At 48.7% G+C, this 19,884-nt stretch carries 35 protein-coding genes and 1 pseudogene; 33 read left to right on the top strand and 3 right to left on the bottom strand.

What is annotated here, in order from left to right:
- Positions 1-282 precede the first annotated feature (282 nt).
- Positions 283-1,431: pseudogene (locus tag ECL_RS17810) on the bottom strand (IS3 family transposase).
- Positions 1,432-1,496: 65 nt separating this feature from the next.
- Between ECL_RS17810 and ECL_RS17805 the strand changes: the two are divergent.
- Entirely contained in the window at positions 1,497-1,706 is a 210-nt protein-coding gene (locus ECL_RS17805) for a hypothetical protein (RefSeq protein WP_013098072.1), read from the top strand.
- 32 nt (positions 1,707-1,738) lie between these two features.
- Here ECL_RS17805 and ECL_RS17800 read toward each other — a convergent pair whose 3' ends face one another.
- Both ECL_RS17800 and ECL_RS17795 read right to left on the bottom strand, forming a co-directional pair.
- A complete protein-coding gene (locus tag ECL_RS17800) occupies positions 1,739-2,209 on the bottom strand; it encodes a glycine zipper family protein (RefSeq protein WP_013098071.1) in 471 nt (156 codons plus the stop codon).
- Between the two features lie 378 nt (positions 2,210-2,587).
- Positions 2,588-3,301 (bottom strand): LexA family protein, encoded by a 714-nt coding sequence (locus ECL_RS17795; RefSeq protein ID WP_044158020.1) that lies wholly within the window; start codon positions 3,299-3,301, stop codon positions 2,588-2,590.
- 100 nt (positions 3,302-3,401) lie between these two features.
- Between ECL_RS17795 and ECL_RS17790 the strand changes: the two genes are divergently transcribed.
- The 32 genes from ECL_RS17790 (at position 3,402) to ECL_RS17645 (ending at position 19,846) form a co-directional block, all read left to right on the top strand.
- Positions 3,402-3,599, top strand: a complete 198-nt coding sequence (locus ECL_RS17790; protein ID WP_013098070.1) for a Cro/CI family transcriptional regulator — start codon at positions 3,402-3,404, stop codon at positions 3,597-3,599.
- 110 nt (positions 3,600-3,709) lie between these two features.
- The gene (locus tag ECL_RS17785; RefSeq protein ID WP_023972039.1) at positions 3,710-4,000 is read left to right on the top strand and encodes a CII family transcriptional regulator; all 291 of its coding nucleotides are present in this window, start codon (positions 3,710-3,712) and stop codon (positions 3,998-4,000) included.
- Positions 4,001-4,044: 44 nt separating this feature from the next.
- Positions 4,045-4,203 carry a hypothetical protein gene (locus ECL_RS27500; RefSeq protein WP_013098068.1) on the top strand — a complete coding sequence of 53 codons (159 nt, stop codon included), beginning with the start codon at positions 4,045-4,047 and terminating at the stop codon, positions 4,201-4,203.
- On the top strand, positions 4,190-5,089 hold the full coding sequence (locus ECL_RS17780; protein ID WP_013098067.1) for a replication protein: 900 nt from the start codon (positions 4,190-4,192) through the stop codon (positions 5,087-5,089). The genes ECL_RS27500 and ECL_RS17780 overlap by 14 nt, the downstream gene beginning before the upstream one ends.
- On the top strand, positions 5,089-6,423 hold the full coding sequence (locus tag ECL_RS17775) for a replicative DNA helicase (RefSeq protein ID WP_013098066.1): 1,335 nt from the start codon (positions 5,089-5,091) through the stop codon (positions 6,421-6,423). Before ECL_RS17780 ends, ECL_RS17775 begins: the two co-directional genes overlap by 1 nt.
- Before the next feature lie 3 nt (positions 6,424-6,426).
- Positions 6,427-6,957 (top strand): transcriptional regulator, encoded by a 531-nt coding sequence (locus ECL_RS17770; protein ID WP_013098065.1) that lies wholly within the window; start codon positions 6,427-6,429, stop codon positions 6,955-6,957.
- Positions 6,926-8,094 (top strand): IS3-like element ISEc52 family transposase gene (locus ECL_RS17765; protein ID WP_085929673.1). Its coding sequence is split into 2 segments (ribosomal slippage): positions 6,926-7,175 and positions 7,175-8,094, totalling 1,170 coding nucleotides; the frame shifts between segments, so codons are not numbered across the junction. Before ECL_RS17770 ends, ECL_RS17765 begins: the two co-directional genes overlap by 32 nt.
- Positions 8,095-8,127: 33 nt before the next feature.
- Complete coding sequence (locus ECL_RS17760; RefSeq protein ID WP_044158017.1) at positions 8,128-8,529, top strand: phage protein NinX family protein; 402 nt, start codon at positions 8,128-8,130, stop codon at positions 8,527-8,529.
- Positions 8,530-8,554: 25 nt separating this feature from the next.
- Complete coding sequence (locus ECL_RS17755; RefSeq protein ID WP_013098064.1) at positions 8,555-8,764, top strand: hypothetical protein; 210 nt, start codon at positions 8,555-8,557, stop codon at positions 8,762-8,764.
- 11 nt (positions 8,765-8,775) lie between these two features.
- Complete coding sequence (locus ECL_RS17750) at positions 8,776-9,027, top strand: phiTE_015 family protein (RefSeq protein WP_044158013.1); 252 nt, start codon at positions 8,776-8,778, stop codon at positions 9,025-9,027.
- Between the two features lie 2 nt (positions 9,028-9,029).
- Entirely contained in the window at positions 9,030-9,389 is a 360-nt protein-coding gene (locus tag ECL_RS17745) for a hypothetical protein (protein ID WP_044158012.1), read from the top strand.
- Positions 9,361-9,771, top strand: a complete 411-nt coding sequence (locus tag ECL_RS17740) for a recombination protein NinB (RefSeq protein ID WP_013098063.1) — start codon at positions 9,361-9,363, stop codon at positions 9,769-9,771. The genes ECL_RS17745 and ECL_RS17740 overlap by 29 nt, the downstream gene beginning before the upstream one ends.
- A gap of 369 nt (positions 9,772-10,140) precedes the next feature.
- Positions 10,141-10,368 carry a hypothetical protein gene (locus ECL_RS17735; RefSeq protein WP_044158007.1) on the top strand — a complete coding sequence of 76 codons (228 nt, stop codon included), beginning with the start codon at positions 10,141-10,143 and terminating at the stop codon, positions 10,366-10,368.
- A 1-nt stretch (position 10,369) separates the two neighbouring features.
- Positions 10,370-10,738, top strand: coding sequence for a phage protein NinX family protein (locus ECL_RS17730; protein ID WP_013098061.1), 369 nt, complete (start codon positions 10,370-10,372; stop codon positions 10,736-10,738).
- Positions 10,731-10,907 (top strand): protein NinF, encoded by a 177-nt coding sequence (locus tag ECL_RS17725; protein ID WP_044158005.1) that lies wholly within the window; start codon positions 10,731-10,733, stop codon positions 10,905-10,907. The genes ECL_RS17730 and ECL_RS17725 overlap by 8 nt, the downstream gene beginning before the upstream one ends.
- The gene (locus tag ECL_RS17720) at positions 10,900-11,190 is read left to right on the top strand and encodes a DUF1364 domain-containing protein (RefSeq protein WP_044158004.1); all 291 of its coding nucleotides are present in this window, start codon (positions 10,900-10,902) and stop codon (positions 11,188-11,190) included. The genes ECL_RS17725 and ECL_RS17720 overlap by 8 nt, the downstream gene beginning before the upstream one ends.
- Positions 11,187-11,552 carry a RusA family crossover junction endodeoxyribonuclease gene (locus ECL_RS17715; RefSeq protein ID WP_044158002.1) on the top strand — a complete coding sequence of 122 codons (366 nt, stop codon included), beginning with the start codon at positions 11,187-11,189 and terminating at the stop codon, positions 11,550-11,552. The genes ECL_RS17720 and ECL_RS17715 overlap by 4 nt, the downstream gene beginning before the upstream one ends.
- On the top strand, positions 11,549-11,791 hold the full coding sequence (locus ECL_RS17710; RefSeq protein ID WP_044158000.1) for a hypothetical protein: 243 nt from the start codon (positions 11,549-11,551) through the stop codon (positions 11,789-11,791). The genes ECL_RS17715 and ECL_RS17710 overlap by 4 nt, the downstream gene beginning before the upstream one ends.
- Positions 11,792-11,867: 76 nt before the next feature.
- Positions 11,868-12,065: a protein ninH gene (locus ECL_RS17705; RefSeq protein WP_060568999.1), complete on the top strand. Its 198-nt coding sequence runs from the start codon at positions 11,868-11,870 to the stop codon at positions 12,063-12,065.
- On the top strand, positions 12,053-12,238 hold the full coding sequence (locus ECL_RS17700) for a hypothetical protein (RefSeq protein ID WP_013098060.1): 186 nt from the start codon (positions 12,053-12,055) through the stop codon (positions 12,236-12,238). The genes ECL_RS17705 and ECL_RS17700 overlap by 13 nt, the downstream gene beginning before the upstream one ends.
- Positions 12,235-12,657 carry an HNH endonuclease gene (locus tag ECL_RS17695; RefSeq protein ID WP_044157995.1) on the top strand — a complete coding sequence of 141 codons (423 nt, stop codon included), beginning with the start codon at positions 12,235-12,237 and terminating at the stop codon, positions 12,655-12,657. Before ECL_RS17700 ends, ECL_RS17695 begins: the two co-directional genes overlap by 4 nt.
- Positions 12,654-13,418 carry an antitermination protein gene (locus ECL_RS17690; RefSeq protein ID WP_013098059.1) on the top strand — a complete coding sequence of 255 codons (765 nt, stop codon included), beginning with the start codon at positions 12,654-12,656 and terminating at the stop codon, positions 13,416-13,418. Before ECL_RS17695 ends, ECL_RS17690 begins: the two co-directional genes overlap by 4 nt.
- Before the next feature lie 459 nt (positions 13,419-13,877).
- Positions 13,878-14,072: a phage holin family protein gene (locus ECL_RS17685; protein WP_457921473.1), complete on the top strand. Its 195-nt coding sequence runs from the start codon at positions 13,878-13,880 to the stop codon at positions 14,070-14,072.
- Entirely contained in the window at positions 14,044-14,538 is a 495-nt protein-coding gene (locus ECL_RS17680; RefSeq protein ID WP_013098057.1) for a lysozyme, read from the top strand. The genes ECL_RS17685 and ECL_RS17680 overlap by 29 nt, the downstream gene beginning before the upstream one ends.
- Positions 14,535-14,993 (top strand): lysis protein, encoded by a 459-nt coding sequence (locus ECL_RS28035; RefSeq protein WP_013098056.1) that lies wholly within the window; start codon positions 14,535-14,537, stop codon positions 14,991-14,993. The genes ECL_RS17680 and ECL_RS28035 overlap by 4 nt, the downstream gene beginning before the upstream one ends.
- Positions 14,994-15,029: 36 nt before the next feature.
- Positions 15,030-15,317 (top strand): hypothetical protein, encoded by a 288-nt coding sequence (locus tag ECL_RS17670; RefSeq protein ID WP_013098055.1) that lies wholly within the window; start codon positions 15,030-15,032, stop codon positions 15,315-15,317.
- A gap of 293 nt (positions 15,318-15,610) precedes the next feature.
- Positions 15,611-15,820 carry a head fiber protein gene (locus tag ECL_RS17665; protein WP_013098054.1) on the top strand — a complete coding sequence of 70 codons (210 nt, stop codon included), beginning with the start codon at positions 15,611-15,613 and terminating at the stop codon, positions 15,818-15,820.
- Positions 15,820-15,981, top strand: a complete 162-nt coding sequence (locus ECL_RS27495; protein ID WP_007851400.1) for a hypothetical protein — start codon at positions 15,820-15,822, stop codon at positions 15,979-15,981. Before ECL_RS17665 ends, ECL_RS27495 begins: the two co-directional genes overlap by 1 nt.
- Before the next feature lies 1 nt (position 15,982).
- Entirely contained in the window at positions 15,983-16,180 is a 198-nt protein-coding gene (locus tag ECL_RS17660) for a hypothetical protein (protein ID WP_044157989.1), read from the top strand.
- Positions 16,181-16,182: 2 nt separating this feature from the next.
- Positions 16,183-16,659 carry a phage terminase small subunit gene (locus ECL_RS17655; RefSeq protein WP_013098052.1) on the top strand — a complete coding sequence of 159 codons (477 nt, stop codon included), beginning with the start codon at positions 16,183-16,185 and terminating at the stop codon, positions 16,657-16,659.
- Position 16,660: 1 nt separating this feature from the next.
- The gene (terL, locus tag ECL_RS17650; RefSeq protein ID WP_013098051.1) at positions 16,661-18,319 is read left to right on the top strand and encodes a phage terminase large subunit; all 1,659 of its coding nucleotides are present in this window, start codon (positions 16,661-16,663) and stop codon (positions 18,317-18,319) included.
- The gene (locus ECL_RS17645; protein ID WP_013098050.1) at positions 18,320-19,846 is read left to right on the top strand and encodes a DUF1073 domain-containing protein; all 1,527 of its coding nucleotides are present in this window, start codon (positions 18,320-18,322) and stop codon (positions 19,844-19,846) included.
- Positions 19,847-19,884 lie beyond the last annotated feature (38 nt).

Genomic DNA, 19,884 nt, shown 5'->3' with positions numbered 1-19,884 from the left:
GCACACCTTCTTCTTCTTTAACCCTGACCAGCGTGTGTTGCAGTTTGTACCTGCATCTGGCTCTCATTGAGACTCGGGTCACCGTCCTGGTGAGTAGTGCGTCCTGCTGATGTGCTTAGTATCACCGCAAGTGGTATCGCAGTCAACACCGCGAGAGATATTTAATTACCGCAAATGGTTATGTGTATGTATTTCATGGTTATTTATTTTCATAAAATCTTCGTGCGATACTGCTTCGAGTGAAAAATGAACGAGGGATTGGTATGAATCGCCACGGATAATCTAGACACTTCCGAGCCGTTGATAATACTGGTTTTCATATTCTGTCGGTGACATCTGTTCGCTAGAACCATGCCGACGCTTACTGTTATAAAACATTTCGATGTAATCAAAAATATCACTGCGGGCTTCTTCCCGCGTTCCGTAGATCTTTTTCTTTATCCGTTCACGTTTCAACAACTGGAAAAAACTTTCTGCAACCGCATTATCATGGCAGTTACCGCGACGGCTCATGCTACCCTCCAGGCCGTGTGATTTCAGGAACGACTGCCACTCATTGGCTTGTGTACTGACTGCCCTGATCCGAATGAACCAGCACCTGTTTTTCGGGATTACGCCGCCATACAGCCATCAGCAGTGCGTTCAGGACAATGTCCTTTGTCATCCGGGATTGCATGGACCAGCCGATAATTTTGCGTGAGAACAGATCAACAACAACGGCAAGATACAGCCAGCCTTCGTGGGTCCTGATGTAGGTTATGTCCGTTACCCAACGCTCATCAGGAGCATCCGGATTGAACTGTCGCTGGAGCCTGTTGGGTGACACGATACTGGCCTCGCCTTTACGTGCCCGCGGGCTTCGGTATCCGACCTGAGCCTTTATTCCGACACGTTTCATCAGTCTCCAGACTCTGTTTACTCCGCACTGTTGCCCGCTGTCACGCAGATCCAGATGGATTTTGCGATAACCATAGACGCATCCCGATTCCAGCCAGAACTGTTTAATCTGTCCTGTCAGTCTCAGGTCTGCCTGATGGCGTTGTGAATGCGGCTGCTGAAGCCAGGCGTAAAAACCACTGGGATGAACATCCAGCACCCGACAGAGCAGGCGAACAGGCCAGCAACAGGAGTTGTCACGGATAAAGGCGTACCTCAGTCGGACAGCTTTGCGAAGTACGCCGCGGCTTTTTTTAATATGTCCCGTTCGTCGGTAACCCGTTTCAGCTCTTTCTGGAGACGGCGGATCTCGGCCTGAGCATCTGACTGTTCTTTATTAGTGGAAGAATCCGGACCGTACTTCTTTATCCAGGCGTAAAGGCTGTGGGTGGTGATATCGAGACGTGTTGCAACGCTGGCAACAGAATAACCGCGATCAACAACCTGTTTGACTGCTTCAGTTTTAAACTCTTCGGGATAACGCTTACCGCTCATGGGCACCTCTCTTTAAGCCATCTTAAATGACTCTGAGGTGTCTGTTAAACCCGTGGCGATTCAGTATGAATCTGGACGAGGATCGCGTGAACATGATGGTTACAGCTATGGGGCGGGCGATTATGGAGCTATCGCTCGCCAATCAACCAATAACTCAGGAAGCTGTCGTTGAAAAGCTGGAGCAGTACCGAAAAGAGATGGGTAACGTGATTGGGGAAGGGGTTAACAAGGATGCGGCTGAGATAGTGCGGAATGGAAGTGCTGCGATTGAGTAACAGGCAATAAAAACCCGGCTCGGTGGCCGGGTCTATTCTTCGCTCTTTGGAGCGTTATTTCTTTCGAGCTGGTCTGATTTACCCTTGTATACCCCTGCAAGATAACCAGCTAAAACTCCACCGCCTATCTTGGCAAGCTCAATCGCATATTGCGCATTACCTGTATACATGGAGATAATGACAACAGTGGCAACCGCTATAGTCACAAGGTACTTGAAGTAGACCCTTTTTACCTCCACACCACTGAATATTGTGGCCTGTGTGGCTCTATCTTCTTTCTGTGCTTCAATTGATTTTAATGCAATTTCTCTATTGCTTTCAATCTCCTGCTTGCGGATCTCTAGCTCTTGCGTCTTAAAATCTAACTCTTTTTCCTTTAACTCGATTTCCTTTGTCTGTACTTCTACAAACTTCTCAATCGCAGCTATAGGGTTTAATTTTTTCTCTCTTTGACCAGCTTGCTCTTCCTGATGAGGTACAACCTCGTTTCCTTTTTCAGTCATCTATTCACTTCACATAGCACAGGAGTCTTGTATCTGATCTTAAACGTACCAAAATCAGAACCGCCTATCTTAGGAGGCGTAAACTGAATCTTTTCAATGTTATCAATCTGAGACTTGTTTAAAGTTGCAACCTGATCGGCAGATACAACCCTCTCATACATAGGTTCCAGAACGCGGTTAAAGTTGCTGTTTTTGTGGTTCATATATCCCCTCATGTTACCTCCCGACTGTCTCGTCAAATGTTAACAGAGATAAATGCTGTCAAAGGAGTCAATACAAAGTTTACCCTAAAGGTAAGTATAGGCAACTCAAAAGAAAGCGAATAACGCAAATGTCAAGATTTACTGGACTTTCCGACATGCAAAAATCACTACCCAATCACCCAAACGTCTCGTCAGGCCACTGGCTGGCTACTACCTTCCCAACAACTCGGCAGTTCTCATTGCATGGAATCATAGGGAACTGTGGGTTTAACGGTTGAAGGAATGCCTGTCCGCTATCCCTGATCAGTCTTTTGAAAGTGAACTCATCACCACCCAACCGCGCAATGCAGAAATCACCTGGGTCAACCGGCTCCTCTGGATCAACAAGGATAAGCATTCCTTCAGGGAAGCTTGGGCGTGATCCGGCAGGAGCTGTCATTGAGTGACCATCTACCTCTAGCCAGAACGCAGCATCACTGGCTTTCTTCGTTGTACTCACCCATCCCTCAGCGTCACGTTGAGTGAACGTGCGAAACTCAGGAGAGAACATTCCAGCCTGCACATGCGAGAAGACTGGATACTCATACTCGCTTCTCTTCTGTACATCTGCGCCTATGGCTCTGTACAAGTCAGAAATCTCTTTGGCTATTGACGGACTAAATTCCTCTATTCCTACCTGAAGAATGTTTGCCAGCATGGCTGCATTGTTCGCATTAAGGGCATTTACGCCGTTTAAAATCGCCCCAACAGCTGATTGCCCGATCCCCATGGAAAAAGCAATGCCTTCTTGAGATAGGCCAAGCTCTGATTTCTTTTTCTCGTATATAGCCTTCAAACGCATAGCGTCTTCAAGCTGCTCTTTGGTTAGTGGTTTCTTTTTAGCGCTCATACGTCAAATTTATCACCGCAGGGGATAAACATCTAACACCGTGCGTGTTGACTATTTTACCTCTAGCGGTGATAATGAATCCATGTACTAAGGAGGTTGTATGGAACAGCGCATAACCCTGAAAGATTATGCCCTGCGTTTTGGTCAAACCAAGACCGCACAAGATCTTGGCGTTTACCAAAGTGCAATTAACAAGGCTATTCGCTCTGGCAGAAAGATTTTTTTAACAGTTAAACCTGACGGCAGCATTGATGCGGAAGAAGTGAAGCCATTCCCAAGCAATAAGAAAGCCGCATAAGCACCACTCCCACAACGGACATTCGTCCTACGTCGCTGAAAAGCGAACCTCAAACTTCAAATCGCATCAACCGATGCGTAAACACTTATTAACTAAAGGAAGTATTACAAATGGAACTAGCAAATCACAGCAAAAAGGTACGCGAAGTGGAAACAGAGCTTCGTGCCAGACTCGTATCAATGGGTCAGACAAATTTCGCAAAGATGGCGGGATGGGCTGATTCAAAGGTGAGTCGATTAAACATCCACGATATGGCGGTGACGTTCGTTCTTCTGGAGAAAGTCTGGGAGACAAGCCTGATTCGTGAAGTGGCAAGACAGGCTATTGCAGCTGTGATGCCAGAAAGCAAAAAACGCCCAGCGGTAACTGAGCGTTTAGAGCAAATCACATTGGATTTTTGAGTCACTGTGTTACGTCAACAACACTAACTACAGGAGATATTTTAATGCGAAAGCGTAAAAAGTACCAGGAAAAAGAAGAGATTCGACATCCTGATTCACCTGAAGGATTAGTGAATACAGCTGCCAATAACCGGGCGTTCGCAGAGCGTTTTATTGGCGTTTACAGACTAGCCAAAGCAGGAGTGAAGAATGGGCGTCGTTAAGTTTTCAGACTACCAACCTCAACGCGAGGTAGTGGAGCGCAAAGTGGCGAGTCTTGATGATGGTTACATGCGTGTAGCTACCAGCATCGGGAAGCTTAAGCCAAAACTGAAACTTGCAGGTCGTGAACATCAGGTTCTGGACGCCGTTATCTACTGCACCTTTGGCTGGAATAAGTCGGAGGACAAGGTAACGAATACATACCTGGCTGAAGTGACAGATCTGGATGATTCAGATGTAGCCGCAGCCCTGAATGTTCTGGCAGAGCGCAAGATTATAAACCTCAGAAAAGTGGCTGGATTTAAGCTGGTCAGTGTGAACGTCAGCATTGATAAATGGGTTCTCAAAAAGACCCCAAAAACACCACCCAAAAAGTTGGGCGAAACCACCCAAAATGTTGGGCGAAAAAAGGTTTCAAGTTGGGCGAGATCACCCGACACCCTAAACAGTCTTACCAAAGACAATTTAAAAGATACCCAAACCCACGAAGTGGGCTTGTCTGGTGATGAGAAATTAACACCCCGTCAGAAAGGCACCAACCCCCGAGCTAGGCAAACCAATCCTCGCTCTACTGTCCCAGCATTCGATCGCGAACGCTTCAAGGAGACTTGGAACTGCAAAGCAAAACGTCTTGGTATGCCAACCATCAGAAGCATCACCACATCGACAGAGAATGGAATTAAGCGCCTCTGGTCATCATACCTGAAGCAGTGCAAAGAGCTTGGCAAAGAGCCGCGTGATATCGACAGCATCCTGAACGGATACATCGAACACGGTTATCAGCCGACTCAGTGGGCGCTAGGTGGCAACCCTGAAGGAAAGGTTTACGGGATTGATACTGCTCTGACGCAGAAGAAGATTGACGAGATTTTAGGAGCGGGAAGCTGATGGAAAGTTACGACTTTGAGCACCAACTGGTTGGTTCGATGATGGTAAAGGGAGATCACATCGACTGCCGCGAAATAGCCGGGAAGCTACCTGCTGAGGCATTCGAGAACTTCCACCTGAAAAGCATGTACCAGGCGATTGTGACATTGCTGAACAAGGCTGAGCCGGTAGATATGTTCACTGTGAAGGACGCAGTGCCATCAGCGACAAAGGACTTTGTTGTTGAGGTGGCATGCAAATGCTCATCGGCGGCAAATATCCGTGGCTGGGCTAAGCGTGTCAGGCAGTGCTGGATGTTACGTCGTGGCGAGGCTGAGCTTAAGCGAGCGGCAGAGCTTCTGGCAGGAGCTGGAACACATGACCTGAATGACCGGATCGCAGAAGTAAGCGGGATTCTGTCAAAGCTTCAGTTCGAAACCAACGACAAGCTACCGCGCCGCATAGGCGACTTGCTGGACGACTACATGGTGGTTCTGGAAAACAGGATGCTCGGTGAAGAATCAGGAATGTACCTGCGTACCGGTATTCAGCCGATGGACGATGCATACGGAGGGTTTGACCGAACAGACCTGATTATCATCGCTGGACGCCCGGGAATGGGTAAAACGGAACTAGCCATCAACATCGCTAACTCCATTGGGCGGCAGAAAGGGAAGGGGTTGTTTATCTCGATGGAAATGTCCGATATGCAGGTGGTAGAGCGCCATGTCGCCGACCGCGCTGGATTGTCTGTAGGCACTCTTCGCAATCCCCTTGGGATGATTCAGGAGCACTACACGCGACTAACCGCGGCAACAGGAACACTGCTCGAAGAGGACAACTACGTAATCGACGGAGCGTTTACTGTGGACGAATGCATTGCCCATGCTGAGCGACTTAACATGGACGGCGGGTTAAGCTTCCTGGCCATCGATTACCTTGGGCTCATTGAAAAGCCGAAAGCAGACAGAAATGACCTAGCTATCGCTGAAATCACCCGCAAGCTGAAGCAGTTTACCCTTCGCAATAAAGTGCCTGTAATCCTCCTTTCGCAGCTTAACCGCGGCGTAGAAGGGCGGCATGATAAGCGACCAAACCTTTCCGACCTGAAGGACTCCGGCGCTATCGAGCAGGATGCAGACGTAATCATCTTCCCGTATCGCGATGAAGTTTACGACGAGAACAGCAACATGAAGGGAATCGCGGAAATCATCATCGGCAAATATCGATCTGGTCAGCCGCAAACGTTCTACATGGGATGGAAGAACGGCCATTTCGTGAATATCGATCAGCAGGAAGCCGCCAAACAGTTTTCAGCCAACCAGACGGAGTCGAAATCAAACGACTGGAGATAATTCATGAACACACGAGAAAAAATACTCAACCATCTCGAAAACAACAAACCAACATCTGCAAGAGAGTTTCACCAGCTTACCGGCGCACCAAAATCCCGCATCACCCAGTTACTCCGTGAACTCACAGAATCAGGACAGCTTGAAATCCACAGCGTCCATAACGGCATCAAGCGTTATCGTCTGACTGAGCTTCATGCTAACCGTCGCCAGGCGATTCTGGAATGGCTGGATAGTGGCAGTGAGGGCACATCATCGGTTATCTCAGCAGATACCGGAGTTGACTTGCAAATGACCGCGCAGATTCTGGCATCGCTGAGCAAGCAGGGTGAGGTTTATCGTGAGTGGTTAGACAAAGGTAAGGTCTGGCTGTACCGCAAGAATGCACCGCTTACCTTCGGCTGCGCCAATCAGATGACTGCATTTATCAACTTGAAGTGGTTTACTGAATTTGGCCACCTGAACAGAGGTGATATGCTCACCTCAGAACAACACAGGTGTCATAATGAAAAAAAGAAATTTCAGCGCAGAGTTTAAACGCGAATCCGCTCAACTGGTCGTTGACCAGAACTACACCGTGGCAGATGCAGCCAGCGCTATGGATGTCGGCCTTTCCACAATGACGCGATGGGTGAAACAATTACGTGATGAACGGCAGGGCAAAACACCAAAAGCCTCCCCCATTACCCCGGAACAAATTGAAATCCGTGAGCTCAGGAAAAAGCTACAACGTATTGAAATGGAAAATGAAATATTAAAAAAGGCTACCGCGCTCTTGATGTCAGACTCCCTGAACAGTTCTCGATAATCGGGAAACTCAGGGCGCGTTATCCTGTGGCCACTCTCTGCCATGTGTTCGGGGTTCATCGCAGCAGCTACAAATACTGGAAAAACCGTCCTGAAAAGCCAGACGGCAGACGGGCTGTATTACGCAGTCAGGTACTTGAACTGCATGGCATCAGCCACGGCTCTGCCGGAGCAAGAAGCATCGCCACAATGGCAACCCAGAGAGGTTACCAGATGGGGCGCTGGCTTGCTGGCAGACTCATGAAAGAGCTGGGGCTGGTCAGTTGCCAGCAGCCGACTCACCGGTATAAGCGTGGCGGTCATGAGCACGTTGCTATCCCGAATCATCTTGAGCGACAGTTCGCCGTAACGGAACCAAATCAGGTGTGGTGCGGTGATGTGACCTATATCTGGACGGGTAAGCGCTGGGCGTACCTCGCCGTTGTTCTCGACCTGTTCGCAAGAAAACCAGTGGGCTGGGCCATGTCGTTCTCGCCGGACAGCAGGCTCACCATGAAAGCACTGGAAATGGCATGGGAAACCCGTGGTAAGCCCGTCGGGGTGATGTTCCACAGCGATCAAGGCAGCCATTATACGAGCAGGCAGTTCCGGCAGTTACTGTGGCGATACCGGATCAGGCAGAGTATGAGTCGGCGTGGAAACTGCTGGGATAACAGCCCAATGGAGCGCTTCTTCAGGAGTCTGAAGAACGAATGGGTGCCGGCGACGGGCTATGTAAGCTTCAGCGATGCAGCTCACGCAATAACGGACTATATCGTTGGATATTACAGCGCACTAAGACCGCACGAATATAATGGTGGGTTACCGCCAAACGAATCAGAAAACCGATACTGGAAAAACTCTAACGCGGTGGCCAGTTTTTGTTGACCACTTCAACCAGAGATTGAGAGAGGTGAGGTCGTGAAATTAAATGTCGACGAATTAGAAGGAGTGAGGTTAGACGTTGCAGTGGCCATTGCTATTGGCGGAAAGATAACGCGACCTCAAGATGCACAAATATATCTAAATGACATGCACCAACTGTGTGGGGAAGAAAATAAGCGCTATAGCAGATATGTGTTTTCACCATCTACAGATTGGGGGCAGTGCGGTGAATTGATGGAGAGCATGTCGATAAGCTGCTATCAATCTGCTGACCCAGCAACAGGGAGGATTTATCACTGGGTTGGAGTAAACGAGCTTGTTTCCCCAGGTAGACGCCGAGGTCTAATCGCTAAAAATCCAAGAATAGCTATATGCAAGGCTATTGTGTTTGCGAAGCTTGGTCAAGAAGTCGAGCTTCCAGACGATTTGAAAGAATAACACCCCAGCACGCTGATGGAGAGGAATGATGACAACGATTGGCGTTCTTTACGACGAATGGACGAAAGAGCGATTCAGGCGTCACTACAAGATGGCGAAGGTTATCCGCAACAAGCCCTATCGAAATGACTACCGCAAGGTTATGGCAGAGAACATGCAGAAGAATATCGACAAGATATTCCCACGCGGGAAAGCTGTCTGGCGCTTACTTAAAACCAGCAAAACTATTTGGTGATGGAGAGGAATATGGAAGAATCAAGAAAGGCTTTCGAATCGTGGCTTGAGAATTATCATGGCATAAAGGCCAGTAATTCGGGCCACGCCAATATGATTGAGATGTATTGGCAAGCATGGAAAGCCAGTCGAGAAGCTATCGAGATAAAGCTACCGCCAAAGACAGAATCAAGCCCGTACGAGCACTACATGCCGCATTACACAATGGATGCAGATAGCGTAGAAAGCGCCATCCGCGCAGCTGGAATCAAAGTGAATGAGTGAGTATGAGAAACGCCAGAGAAGAGTTTATAGAGCATGTGACAAAACCCGATATGCCAAGAATAAAATGCGCCATCGTTAAGTATGGATATAACTTTTGGGATGACGATTGCCAAAAGGAGTTGCTTCTTCATGAGGGTTATTCAGAGTTGTTTTATAACCTATTCCTCCAGAAACTCGATTTCAAATATGACGACGGTTACGGCGGACAAGAGCTATTCGGAAATATTTGGTACGAGGATGGAACATTCTCTATCAGAGGAGAGTATGACGGCTCTGAATGGTGGGAGTACATGCACTGCCCTCCAATCCCTGAAAACCTAAGGAGAGCAGGAGATGAAGCAAACAATCTTCCTTCGAAGTAAGCAGCAACAGCAGTCAGCAATAAACGCCATCCTCGCATCACCTCTCGACAACGACCGACCCATCACCATTCGAATCTCTGACTACAAGCGCAACATTGACCAGAACGCGAAATTTCACGCGCTTTTGGGTGATATCGCTCGTCAGGTCACATGGTGCGGAAAGAAGCTTAAGCCTGAGCAGTGGAAGGTATTGCTGATTAGCGGTCATGCAGTCGCTACAAAGCAGGAGGCTGAAGTCGTTCCCGGGCTAGAGGGTGAGTATGTCAATATCCGCGAGAGCAGCGCAGAGATGAGCGTAGGGCGTATGGCGAGCCTCATAGAGTACACGATGGCTTGGGCAACAGGTCAGGGAGTCAGATTTACGGACAGGAGGTACGATTGAAGCGGACGTATTTCTACCACCCTCCAATGACCACCGACGAAGCCAACCAACTAATCACTCTCTACCACTCCCGAAACGTACAAACAACCAAGCATCTTAGCGCTGACCCACGCCTGTGGATATTCGGAGCCTTGCTTCCAGAGTACGCCAGCGAGCCAAAGGGTAGGAGTCAGTATCAATCCAGAATGTGGAGTTAACTATGGGCATGCAGGACAGAAAGCTTGTACTTGGAGCTGTAATTCTTGGGAGTGCTGCTCTTTCAGCAACGGTGAAATTTGCGACCGTGCGCGAATTAACAGGTGACAATTTAGCTGGGTACAAATGCCCAAATCACCGCAGACCTGAAAAGAAGCTTCGGAGAGCAAAAAGATGAGTAACTTAGACGATGACTACGCAGACCGACTCGCTGACCTTCTCGAAGATATGGAAGGTGACGGAGTTGACTCTGTAGGAATGATTATGAACTGGGTACGCGGTTACGCAGAAGGCCAAATGGAGGCCAATTGCGCTGACTGTTACATCTGTCAGTTTGACGACATGGATATGGTTATTCAGGTAGTTGATCCACAACAAACAACATCAGACAGGGTGCATTGATATGGACTATTCACAGTTATCAGATTTTGAAATTAACAAGCGCGTTGCAGAAATTGCTATCAATGGCGACTGGTTACTTGAACCAACCGATGAAAGCCCATCATGGTTTTTTAATCACGGGGTGCAAGGTAAAAATACCGTCAAGCTGCCCGATTACTGCAACAACCCGGCAGACGCATGGCCGATTATCGTTGATAACGAAATCTCTCTGAACAGCTACGGTAGTGCATGGGAGGCATCATTCGAACACGATGCACCTATAGGTGCCTTTGGTACAGACGAAACGGTGACATCAGGATATGAGCATAGAAATCCATTGAGAGCAGCAATGATTGCTTTCCTGATGAAACAGGAGCAGGCCAATGCTTAGCCCCCACGAAGCCCAATCCTATGAGCAGCAGAGCATACGTCGAACGTTGTGCGCAGGCTGCACGAAGGAGCTATCCGACGATGAGACTCACGTTTGTGAGGAATGTGCGGCGATGGCAATAGCGTATCGCGACCCTAACGGATTTATGACGGAGGAGGAAGATGGCTAATCTACGAAAAGAAGCGCGGGGCAGGGAATGCCAGGTGCGTATCTACGGTGTCTGTAATCACAACCCTGAGACTACCGTTTTGGCTCATTACCGAATGGCGGGATTATGCGGTATAGGCATGAAGCCTGATGACCTTCTCGCAGCATGGGCGTGCAGTAGTTGCCACGACGAAATAGACCGCAGAACGCATAACATCGACCACGAATTTGCAAAGATTTACCACCTGGAAGGTGTAATGCGCACTCAGGACATTCTGCGCAAGGAAGGGAAGATTAAGACATGAATGAATATAATTTCATTCTTCCATGGCCTCCCAGCGTGAACACATACTGGCGACGGCAAGGAAGCAGGTATTACATCAGCAAGAAAGGCCAGCAGTACCGCAAAGAAGTTATCCAGATTATCAAAAGCCTCAACCTAGACATCCTTACCAAATCACGACTCCGCATCAAAATCATCGCCGCAGTGCCAGATTCCCGGCGCAGAGATATCGACAACATTTTGAAATGTCTCCTCGACTCACTTGTCCACGCCTCATTCGCAGAGGACGACGAGCAGTTTGATGATATACGCGTGATTCGTGCAGCAAAAGTGAAGGGCGGTCAGGTTGAAATCAAGATTACAGAGCTATCGGAGGCAGCATGACCAGAGAATACGTCAAGAAAATCCACTACCCATGCGAAACGGCAGCAATCTTTCAAGATGTGCTTTTCGTCATGCGAGTTAATCATTACTCGGAGCTTCTAAATCAGGCTGACAGAGCCGCCGAGTTCTACCTGAGCCATTTCCCTTTCTGCACGCTAGAAAACGTAAGAGAAGGCGTTCTATACAGCTTTGGTGGTCTTTACCTGAATGATTACGAACTTATCCGGGAGGCAGCATGAGCACTGGAGAATGTATATCGCTGGCGGTGGGTTTCATCGTTTGCGTATTTCTTATGTCTAGATTGGGGTTACTTCAATGACACCTTCTATCAAAACCATACCTGACATTCTCGTAGAAGTGCGTGGGAATCAGTCAGAAGCAGCCAGGCAATTAGCCTGCAGTCGCAACACTATCCTCAGATATTCACGAGACACCAAAGCTCAATTCCACGCCATCGTTAACGGCGTTCTCATGGTTCATCAGGGCGGACGAGGTAAAACATGTGCAGCGTAACTAACATCCAGCAAGTCAAATGGCAGCGTCAGCGAGATATGCATAATGAGCAGGTGCTGATTGGCAAAGAACATGAGCTTGAGCGCAGTCTTGATTATGTGCGCGAGCAGCTACGGGAAGTGCGTAACAGGCTCGGAACGAATAAGCCAGATCATGACCCGGAGGCTGCATGAAGCTGAATAAAAAACAGCGTGCAGAACTGCGCATGAAGTTCGGTGGTCGGTGTGCCTACTGCGGATGCGAGCTTCCTGAAAAAGGTTGGCATGCCGATCACGTTGAAGCAATTCATAGAAAGCTTGAAATTGACGAGGAAGCAAGAAGTCAAGGTAAATGGAAATTGAAGCAGACAGGAGAATCTTACAGGCCTCAGCATGACACGCTAGAAAACATGAACCCCGCCTGCGCCCCATGCAATCTATTCAAGTCAGTTTTCGATATTGAAGAATTCAGAAATCAGATTCAACTTCAGGCAGAAAGAGGCCTTAGGACTTCCGTCAATTTCAGAACAGCAGAGAGATTTGGTCTGGTTGAAGTCGTCAATAAGCCGGTTGTGTTCTGGTTTGAACGGTATCAGGAAGGAGCAATGGCATGAACCTGGAAAATGCAGTCAAGTTTCACTTCGCGAAGTCTACGCAGATAAACGATACGCCGCGTGCAACCTCCTCAGAGACGTTAACAGGTACCGACGTGATGGCTGCCATGGGCATGACACAAAGTCGCGCCTCGTTGGGTTACAGCGCGTTTTTAGGGAAGATGGAAATCAGCAGCAATGACCGTGAGAAAGCTATTGAACTGCTGACCCAATATGCACTAGAGCATTGCGATAAGGTTGCCGCCTTACGTAAGCTCGAAAATGATATTAAGCCAAAGGTGATGCAAGTGCTCGCAACATTCGCATTCGCTGATTATTCCCGCAGTGCTGCCAGTACGCGAACCTGTGATTGCTGTGGTGGTAAGAAGTTTGTCGACGCTGAAGTCATGACGATGAAAAGCATCGGGCAGCCGTACCTAACTGAGCGCAAGGAAACAGTGAAGGTGCTCTGCCATAAGTGTAAAGGGAAGGGAGTCCTGACCAATGCTTGTCAGTGCAACGGTAAAGGCGTTGTGGTAGACAAAGAGAAAACTATTCTACAGGGCGGCGTTCCTGCATATAAAACGTGCAGACGCTGCAATGGGCGTGGTTATGCTCGTTTGTTGCCTGATAGTGTTCGTCAGTACATCTGCGCTACTGTGGTTGATGTGCCGGAAACCACATGGCGCAGGTCATACAAGGACTTCTTCGAAAGCCTGGTTGGTGAGTGCATTAAGCAGGAGGAATACGCAAATCAGATGTTGAGCAAAGTCACTCGATAGTAATTATTTTCTACGAAATAGGATTAATCTAGAAAATCACACTTTACAAAGTGGCGATATTTGTTTAATCTGAAACCAATGATGGAGTAGTGCAGTCATTCAACGGCCCCGGGTTATTCACCTGGGGCTTTTTGCGTTTTAAGCACGACCTTTCTGAAAGCACTCTATATCCAACAACCAGACCTCACACATATCACCGTATCGCTCTGTGGCTACGGGTCTAGAGTGCTGCCAAAAAAGAAAACCCGCTCAATGGCGGGCTTCGTGAAAATGGGCGACAAGAGACTGCGCTAACAGCCTCCTGTCATCTTGCCCGTGAATGCGCTCACGAACAAAGACCGAGGCCCATATCGTCTGATCAGACGCCATGACCATAGATCGGATTTGTTCAGCAGACAATTACCTAGATTCCTAATTTTGAACAAATCCCCATTTTCTCGGGGGTAGAGTATGTACCGTATGGACAAGATAAGAGAATGGCTCAGTTATTGGTTCGGAGGCCTGACAACGATGGGTGGCGTTCTATCCCTTAACGACTGGGCGATCATCATTGGTATTCTCTGTACCGTCGGCACATTCGGCATCAACTGGTACTACAAGCGCAAAGAGCGCGAGGACAGATTGAATGGCAATGTCTCCGGCACTCAGAAATAGCATTATTGCCACGTTGGGCGGCGGCGCTATCGCAATAGCGACAACAATGCTCTCCGGTAAGGATGGTCTCGAAGGTCGAAAGTATGAAGCATATCGCGATGTTGTCGGAGTTCTGACAGTCTGTGACGGTCACACCGGTTCAGACATCATCATAAATAAGCGATACACAGATAAAGAGTGCGACGCACTAACAAGAAAAGACCTTCAGCGTATAGCTTCACAGGTTGACCCGTACATCAAAGTGCCAACCACTGAAACTCAACGCGCAGCAATTTACTCTTTCGCTTACAACGTCGGCGCAACTGCCACAATCAATTCCACTCTCCTGAAAAAGCTGAATGCTAAAGACTATTCCGGAGCTTGCTCAGAGCTTAAGCGCTGGGTATATGCAGGCGGACAGAAGTGGAAAGGACTGGTTAACAGGCGTGACGTTGAATATCAGGTATGTACCTGGGGTCAGAAATGAGCAGACTAACCGCAATCATTATTGCCGTAATCGCCTGCATCATTGTCTCGCTTGGCTGGGCTGTTAATCACTACCGTGACAACGCCATTGACTACAAGAAGCAACGAGACACTGCGATTAACGAAGCTGCTCTGGCAAAAGCAACCATCACCGACATGCAGACGCGCCAACGCGATGTATCTGCTCTCGATGCAAAATACACACAGGAACTCGCAGATGCTCAGGAAACTATCAATCAGCTTGAGCGCGATGTTGCTACTGGCAAGCGTCGGTTGCAGCTCAACGCAACCTGCAAAGGTAACACCACCGGATCCTCCGGCATGGATGATGCAGACTCCGCCAGACTTACTGACTCCGCTCAACGGGATTATTGGAGTCTCAGAGAACGAATCGAAACCAGCAACAAAATGATTCTTGGCCTCCAGGAATACATTAAAACCCAGTGCCTGAAGTAAAGCGCACATATCTAGCGAAACAAAAAGGTAAAGACGATGGATGAAGAATATCGTAAAGACCTGAGGCTTTGGTTTGGCCTGTCACATTCTGCATTCTGTGTAATGCCTCGCGTATTCATGGAGGCTATGCCAGAAGAGTGGAAAGAGAAAGTGGCTCAACTCCTGTTTGAGTATGACGACACAATAAAAACCAATGTTTGCGGGGTTCATAGTTGCTTCGTCACTGTGAAGGATGCCGATAATAAATTCATGAAAATGCCTGAAGATATTATTAATTATCGACACCCCAAGAAAGAGTTCATTGCTTCATTCCTCAAAAAGTAACCCACCATAGCGCCACATCTTCGCTGTTTACCTGCATTAGCCATGACTGCAGTCCCTCATTCTGCAAGAGCGTGCAGGTTATTCGAAAAAGATGATACCGCGTCACAGCATTGCGGGATGTCTGTGGCGTTCATAGCTGCCTTCTCAAGCAGTGGTAGAAGAATTGAGGATATATAAAATTCTGCAAATGGTGTCGGTAAAGGGCCATTGACAGAGTTTTATGTAGATTTGAAGTATCACTGGTGTCGATAATTCCCAGTGAGATATCCAAACATCCAGCAGGAAATTCCAAAATGACTAAACGCGCTATCTCAACTGGTGGTTATCCAATCGAAGTTTCCACCCCAACTGACCCGGTAACCATCCCTGCAGCGACAACCTCAGCAATTGGCGGGGTGAAGAAGATGGCTGCACAAGCTGATTCAACTGCAACCGATGTTTCTGGCATGGTGGCAGACTTCAATGCTCTGCTGGCTAAAGCTCGCACTGCAGGACTGATGTGATGATCACCATGAAGGTGGTCGCACAAAAGCGGTGGTGGGTAAGCCCATTACTGTCCGTGCTTAAGGCATTTGTCTATGCACGCATCGTTAAAGAGAAACACTTCAAATCTCTGTCAGGCTTCATTGCTCGCTGGGGATTTAAGTTCAAAACAGAGAAATGACATGAGCGACATTGAAAAGCGAATCTCACAATTCGCAGAAAAGATGAAGTCAGAGGGAAGGGTGTTAAGCGTTATGGACGGAGGATGGGTAGCAGTAAGCCCAACAACCGGCATGGCAGCATTTGACATGGTCGAGATGACGAAACTAAACGCCAAAGGTTATCTGGCTGCATACGTATTAGCAAATAACGAGAAATAAATATGGCCAGGCCAACCAAGTACCAGAAGGCGTACGCCGAGCAGGCTCGCAAGCTGTGCATGCTTGGCTACACCGACGCTCAATTAGCAGACTTCTTTGAGGTCTCTGAAGCAACTATCAATACGTGGAAGAAAGAGCATCCAGAGTTTCTGGAGTCCGTAAAAAAGGGGAAGGACCTAGTTGACGCTGAAGTGGTCGATAGCCTATTCCAGCGAGCAATGGGTTATGTAGCCCCGGACACAGATATCCGCGTGATTGATAACCAGATAGTCAAAACGCAAATCAAGAAGCATTACCCTCCTGATACTGCAGCAGCCATCTTCTGGCTTAAGAACCGACAGAAGAAAGACTGGCGAGACAAAATTAACCACGCTATCGAGGGTGCCAATGGCGGCCCGGTAGAAGTCGTCAATTATACAGCAGCAGATTACGCAGCAGCTCAGGCAGCAATGGAGGAGAAACTAAAAGGCCTGGACTGATATGAACGAAATTATCGAATGGGATGATTTGTCATTCCCTGAGCGTGTAGTGCTTCGTTCAAAGTCCACTAAATCGTTTCTCAATTTCACTCGCCTGTGGTTCGAACTGATTCAGGGTGATCGCCTTCTGGTTAACTGGCATCACCGGTTAATGGCGTCAAAGATTGATGACCTGATAGCCGGCCGATTAGAGCCGCGAAACCTGATTATCAACATTCCTCCTGGCGGGACAAAAACAGAGTTCTTCTCCATTCACTTCCCGGCCTACGTCAACGCACTGGTGCAGGAAGGCAAACTAAAGCGCTTTCGTAACCTGAATATATCGTTTGCTGACACTCTGGTTAAACGTAACTCACGCCGCACACGAGACATTATCGCCAGCAAGGAGTATCAGGAGTTATGGCCTTGCTCGTTCGGTGTCAACCAGGCTGAAGAATGGGAGATAAAAGACGATCGCGGGCGCTCAATCGGGCAGACGGTTTCCCGTTCAAGCAACGGGCAAATTACCGGTGGTCGTGGTGGTTACTTCGGTACTGAGTTCTCCGGCATGGTCATGTTGGATGACTACAACAAGCCCGTCGACATGCTCAGTGAGTCTCGCAGGAACAGCGCCAACACGCTTCTGGTAAACACCATTCGCTCTCGTCGTGGTGATAAGTCAAAAGAGCACCCAACGCCGTTTGTGAGCATTCAGCAGCGCCTTCACACCGATGACGCAACAGGCTTCATGTTATCTGGCGGGATGGGCGTTAAATTCCACCATGTAGCTATACCTGCACTGATTGATGAGAAGTACATTCAGTCTCTAGCAGAGCCATGGCGCTCTTTGTGCTGGGAGACGGTGAAAGACACCGACTCTGTGGAAGTGTCCGGGACGCGCTACTGGTCATACTGGCCGCAGATGGAGGACGTGAACGACCTCCTGCAACTCTGGGAGAAAGACCGTTACACGTTCCTATCTCAGTACCAGCAGAACCCTATGGCGCTTACTGGCGGCATCATCGATACCGACTGGTTCCAGACCTACACCACGCTTCCCAAGCTCACTCATCGCGCCGTGTACGTTGATACGAACAGCGGCAAGGTAGAGGACTGGCTTGACTACACGGTATTCACGCTTGTTGGAATGGGTGTTGATGGAAATCTCTACATCATCGATGTGGTACGAGGTCGCTGGGACCCAGAAGACCTCCTGAAGAAAGCGGAAGAGGTCTGGGAGAAATGGCGCATGCAGGGCTCGCTAAGAATCATGCCCATGCGTCATATGGCCATCGAAGAGAAGCAGGCTGGACAAGGCCTGATAACTACCCTCAAGAAGCGAAATAGCATCCCGGTAAAAGAGATACCTCGCGGTACAGGCCAGAACAAACTGGTTCGCTGCCTTAACGTCATTCCTCAGATTAAAACTGGCAAGGTTTATGTTCCTGCCACTCATGATGAGCACGGAGCTATCAGGCCTCACGTTTACTACGAAGACGGAACGGTGGCTGGTACTACCTCATGGGTTATCACCGCAATGACTGAATGCGCTGCTTTCTCTGCTGACGACAGTCACGACAATGACGACATCCTCGATACATGGATGGACGCTATTGACGACAATCTTATTTCTGGTCGCCAGCCAATGGTTATCGACCCGAGCCAACTCAGGAGAATTTAAGTGTGGCCGTTTAAAAAGAAACAAGTCGCCGCGCCTGAGCCGGTGAAAGAACAAAAGCCTGAGATGAAAATCCGCGCCGAGGCAGTGGCAGAAATTCAGGCTAAACCGCCTCGCGAGATTGAGCAGTATAAGCCACCGAAAGGCGTTATCCCTGAGAGCATAGAGAAAGGCATTCTGGCGATGGACTCAACGCCATATGCCGCTCTAAACGAAGCTTATATGGGATACACCTATGGCTATCCTGACAGCTTCCCGGGCTACCCATACCTGGCTACGCTCGCTCAAAAGCCTGAATATCGCAAGATGGTCGGAACCATCGCAGAAGAGATGACCCGCAAGTGGGTCAAGCTCAAGACTGTAGGCGATGACGATAAGGCTGAGCGCGTTAAGCAACTCTACGCTGCAATGGAGAAGTTCAAGGTTAAGGACCGGTTCCGCGAGGCAGCAGAGCACGACGGTTACTTTGGCGGCGGTCAGATTTATATCGATGTGCAGTCGGCTAAAGGCGTGTCTGCATGGAATGACCCGGTAGAGCTGCAGTCAAAGCTGTTCCTGTCTGACAAGAAGATTAAGAAAGGCAGCCTCAAGGGATTCACCGTTATTGAGCCAGTCTGGACTTACCCGGGCGTGTATAACACAGATAACCCGATGAGTCCTGACTTCTACAAACCGACAGAATGGTTTGTGATGGCTAAGACGGTCAATGCCAGCCGCATGCTTGATTTTGTATCGAGAGAGGTGCCTGACCTGCTTAAAGCAACGTACAACTTCCGTGGACTGAGTCTGACGCAGATTGCCGAGCCGTACGTCAATAACTGGCTGAGAACGAGGGATAGTGTTAGCGACCTGATTCACTCGTTCACCATTCCTGTACTTTCAACAAACATGGCGACAGTGTTGCAGGGTGGCGGAGCAGAGTCGCTTATCAATCGCCTTCAGATGCTCAATCAGTGCCGGGACAATCGCGGTGCTTTTGCTGTAGATAACACGCCAGCGCAGGAAGAAAAGGCTGAGTTTATCAGTGCCCCCCTTGGTGGTCTTGACGCCCTACAGGCGCAAGCTCAGGAGCAAATGGCGGCAGTTTCCAGCATTCCTCTGGTCAAGCTGCTAGGCATTTCACCTGCAGGCCTTAATGCCTCATCTGATGGCGAGATTCGAGTCTTCTACGACTACATCCACGCACTGCAGCAATCCATCTTCAAAGACAACCTGAAGCGCGTTCTGGACATCATCCAGTTATCTGAGTTTGGCGACATCGACCCGGATATCTACTTCGAGTTTGAGCCTCTCTACGAGATGACCGAGAAAGAGAAAGCGGAAATTCGCAAAATTGACGCTGATACCGACGCGGTAAACGTAGCAACTGGAGCGCTGACGGGTAACGAGATTCGGCAGAAGATCGCAAATGACCCTGACAGCCCATACCACTCACTGGACCTAAGCGATGACATCGAAATCGAAGACGACTACGAAGACGATGACCAGCGGGAAGAAGAAATCGACGCGGCAAACGCTGAGAGCAATTAATCCTAATGCAGGTGTTGAGGCGTGGTATCGCAGACAGC

The sequence above is a fragment of the Enterobacter cloacae subsp. cloacae ATCC 13047 genome (genome assembly GCF_000025565.1).
GTDB lineage: Bacteria > Pseudomonadota > Gammaproteobacteria > Enterobacterales > Enterobacteriaceae > Enterobacter > Enterobacter cloacae.
This window is presented reverse-complemented; position numbering and strand designations above follow the sequence as displayed.

Bases quoted from the DNA above. Each gene is read 5' to 3' on its own strand.
- ECL_RS17665 (WP_013098054.1), top strand. From the start codon at position 15,611: ATGACTAAACGCGCTATCTCAACTGGTGGTTATCCAATCGAAGTTTCC.
- ECL_RS17710 (WP_044158000.1), top strand. From the start codon at position 11,549: ATGACCAGAGAATACGTCAAGAAAATCCACTACCCATGCGAAACGGCA.
- ECL_RS17685 (WP_457921473.1), top strand. From the start codon at position 13,878: ATGGACAAGATAAGAGAATGGCTCAGTTATTGGTTCGGAGGCCTGACA.
- ECL_RS17750 (WP_044158013.1), top strand. From the start codon at position 8,776: ATGGAAGAATCAAGAAAGGCTTTCGAATCGTGGCTTGAGAATTATCAT.
- ECL_RS17800 (WP_013098071.1), bottom strand. From the start codon at position 2,209: ATGACTGAAAAAGGAAACGAGGTTGTACCTCATCAGGAAGAGCAAGCT.
- ECL_RS17795 (WP_044158020.1), bottom strand. From the start codon at position 3,301: ATGAGCGCTAAAAAGAAACCACTAACCAAAGAGCAGCTTGAAGACGCT.
- ECL_RS17690 (WP_013098059.1), top strand. From the start codon at position 12,654: ATGAACCTGGAAAATGCAGTCAAGTTTCACTTCGCGAAGTCTACGCAG.
- ECL_RS27500 (WP_013098068.1), top strand. From the start codon at position 4,045: ATGCGAAAGCGTAAAAAGTACCAGGAAAAAGAAGAGATTCGACATCCT.
- ECL_RS17670 (WP_013098055.1), top strand. From the start codon at position 15,030: ATGGATGAAGAATATCGTAAAGACCTGAGGCTTTGGTTTGGCCTGTCA.
- ECL_RS17715 (WP_044158002.1), top strand. From the start codon at position 11,187: ATGAATGAATATAATTTCATTCTTCCATGGCCTCCCAGCGTGAACACA.
- ECL_RS17680 (WP_013098057.1), top strand. From the start codon at position 14,044: ATGGCAATGTCTCCGGCACTCAGAAATAGCATTATTGCCACGTTGGGC.
- ECL_RS17770 (WP_013098065.1), top strand. From the start codon at position 6,427: ATGAACACACGAGAAAAAATACTCAACCATCTCGAAAACAACAAACCA.
- ECL_RS17720 (WP_044158004.1), top strand. From the start codon at position 10,900: ATGGCTAATCTACGAAAAGAAGCGCGGGGCAGGGAATGCCAGGTGCGT.
- ECL_RS17655 (WP_013098052.1), top strand. From the start codon at position 16,183: ATGGCCAGGCCAACCAAGTACCAGAAGGCGTACGCCGAGCAGGCTCGC.
- ECL_RS27495 (WP_007851400.1), top strand. From the start codon at position 15,820: ATGATCACCATGAAGGTGGTCGCACAAAAGCGGTGGTGGGTAAGCCCA.
- ECL_RS17660 (WP_044157989.1), top strand. From the start codon at position 15,983: ATGAGCGACATTGAAAAGCGAATCTCACAATTCGCAGAAAAGATGAAG.
- ECL_RS17785 (WP_023972039.1), top strand. From the start codon at position 3,710: ATGGAACTAGCAAATCACAGCAAAAAGGTACGCGAAGTGGAAACAGAG.
- ECL_RS17740 (WP_013098063.1), top strand. From the start codon at position 9,361: ATGAAGCAAACAATCTTCCTTCGAAGTAAGCAGCAACAGCAGTCAGCA.
- ECL_RS17805 (WP_013098072.1), top strand. From the start codon at position 1,497: ATGAATCTGGACGAGGATCGCGTGAACATGATGGTTACAGCTATGGGG.
- ECL_RS17725 (WP_044158005.1), top strand. From the start codon at position 10,731: ATGCTTAGCCCCCACGAAGCCCAATCCTATGAGCAGCAGAGCATACGT.
- ECL_RS17780 (WP_013098067.1), top strand. From the start codon at position 4,190: ATGGGCGTCGTTAAGTTTTCAGACTACCAACCTCAACGCGAGGTAGTG.
- ECL_RS17705 (WP_060568999.1), top strand. From the start codon at position 11,868: ATGACACCTTCTATCAAAACCATACCTGACATTCTCGTAGAAGTGCGT.
- ECL_RS17790 (WP_013098070.1), top strand. From the start codon at position 3,402: ATGGAACAGCGCATAACCCTGAAAGATTATGCCCTGCGTTTTGGTCAA.
- ECL_RS17730 (WP_013098061.1), top strand. From the start codon at position 10,370: ATGGACTATTCACAGTTATCAGATTTTGAAATTAACAAGCGCGTTGCA.
- ECL_RS17695 (WP_044157995.1), top strand. From the start codon at position 12,235: ATGAAGCTGAATAAAAAACAGCGTGCAGAACTGCGCATGAAGTTCGGT.
- ECL_RS17775 (WP_013098066.1), top strand. From the start codon at position 5,089: ATGGAAAGTTACGACTTTGAGCACCAACTGGTTGGTTCGATGATGGTA.
- ECL_RS17745 (WP_044158012.1), top strand. From the start codon at position 9,030: ATGAGAAACGCCAGAGAAGAGTTTATAGAGCATGTGACAAAACCCGAT.
- ECL_RS17755 (WP_013098064.1), top strand. From the start codon at position 8,555: ATGATGACAACGATTGGCGTTCTTTACGACGAATGGACGAAAGAGCGA.
- ECL_RS28035 (WP_013098056.1), top strand. From the start codon at position 14,535: ATGAGCAGACTAACCGCAATCATTATTGCCGTAATCGCCTGCATCATT.
- ECL_RS17735 (WP_044158007.1), top strand. From the start codon at position 10,141: ATGAGTAACTTAGACGATGACTACGCAGACCGACTCGCTGACCTTCTC.
- terL (WP_013098051.1), top strand. From the start codon at position 16,661: ATGAACGAAATTATCGAATGGGATGATTTGTCATTCCCTGAGCGTGTA.
- ECL_RS17700 (WP_013098060.1), top strand. From the start codon at position 12,053: ATGTGCAGCGTAACTAACATCCAGCAAGTCAAATGGCAGCGTCAGCGA.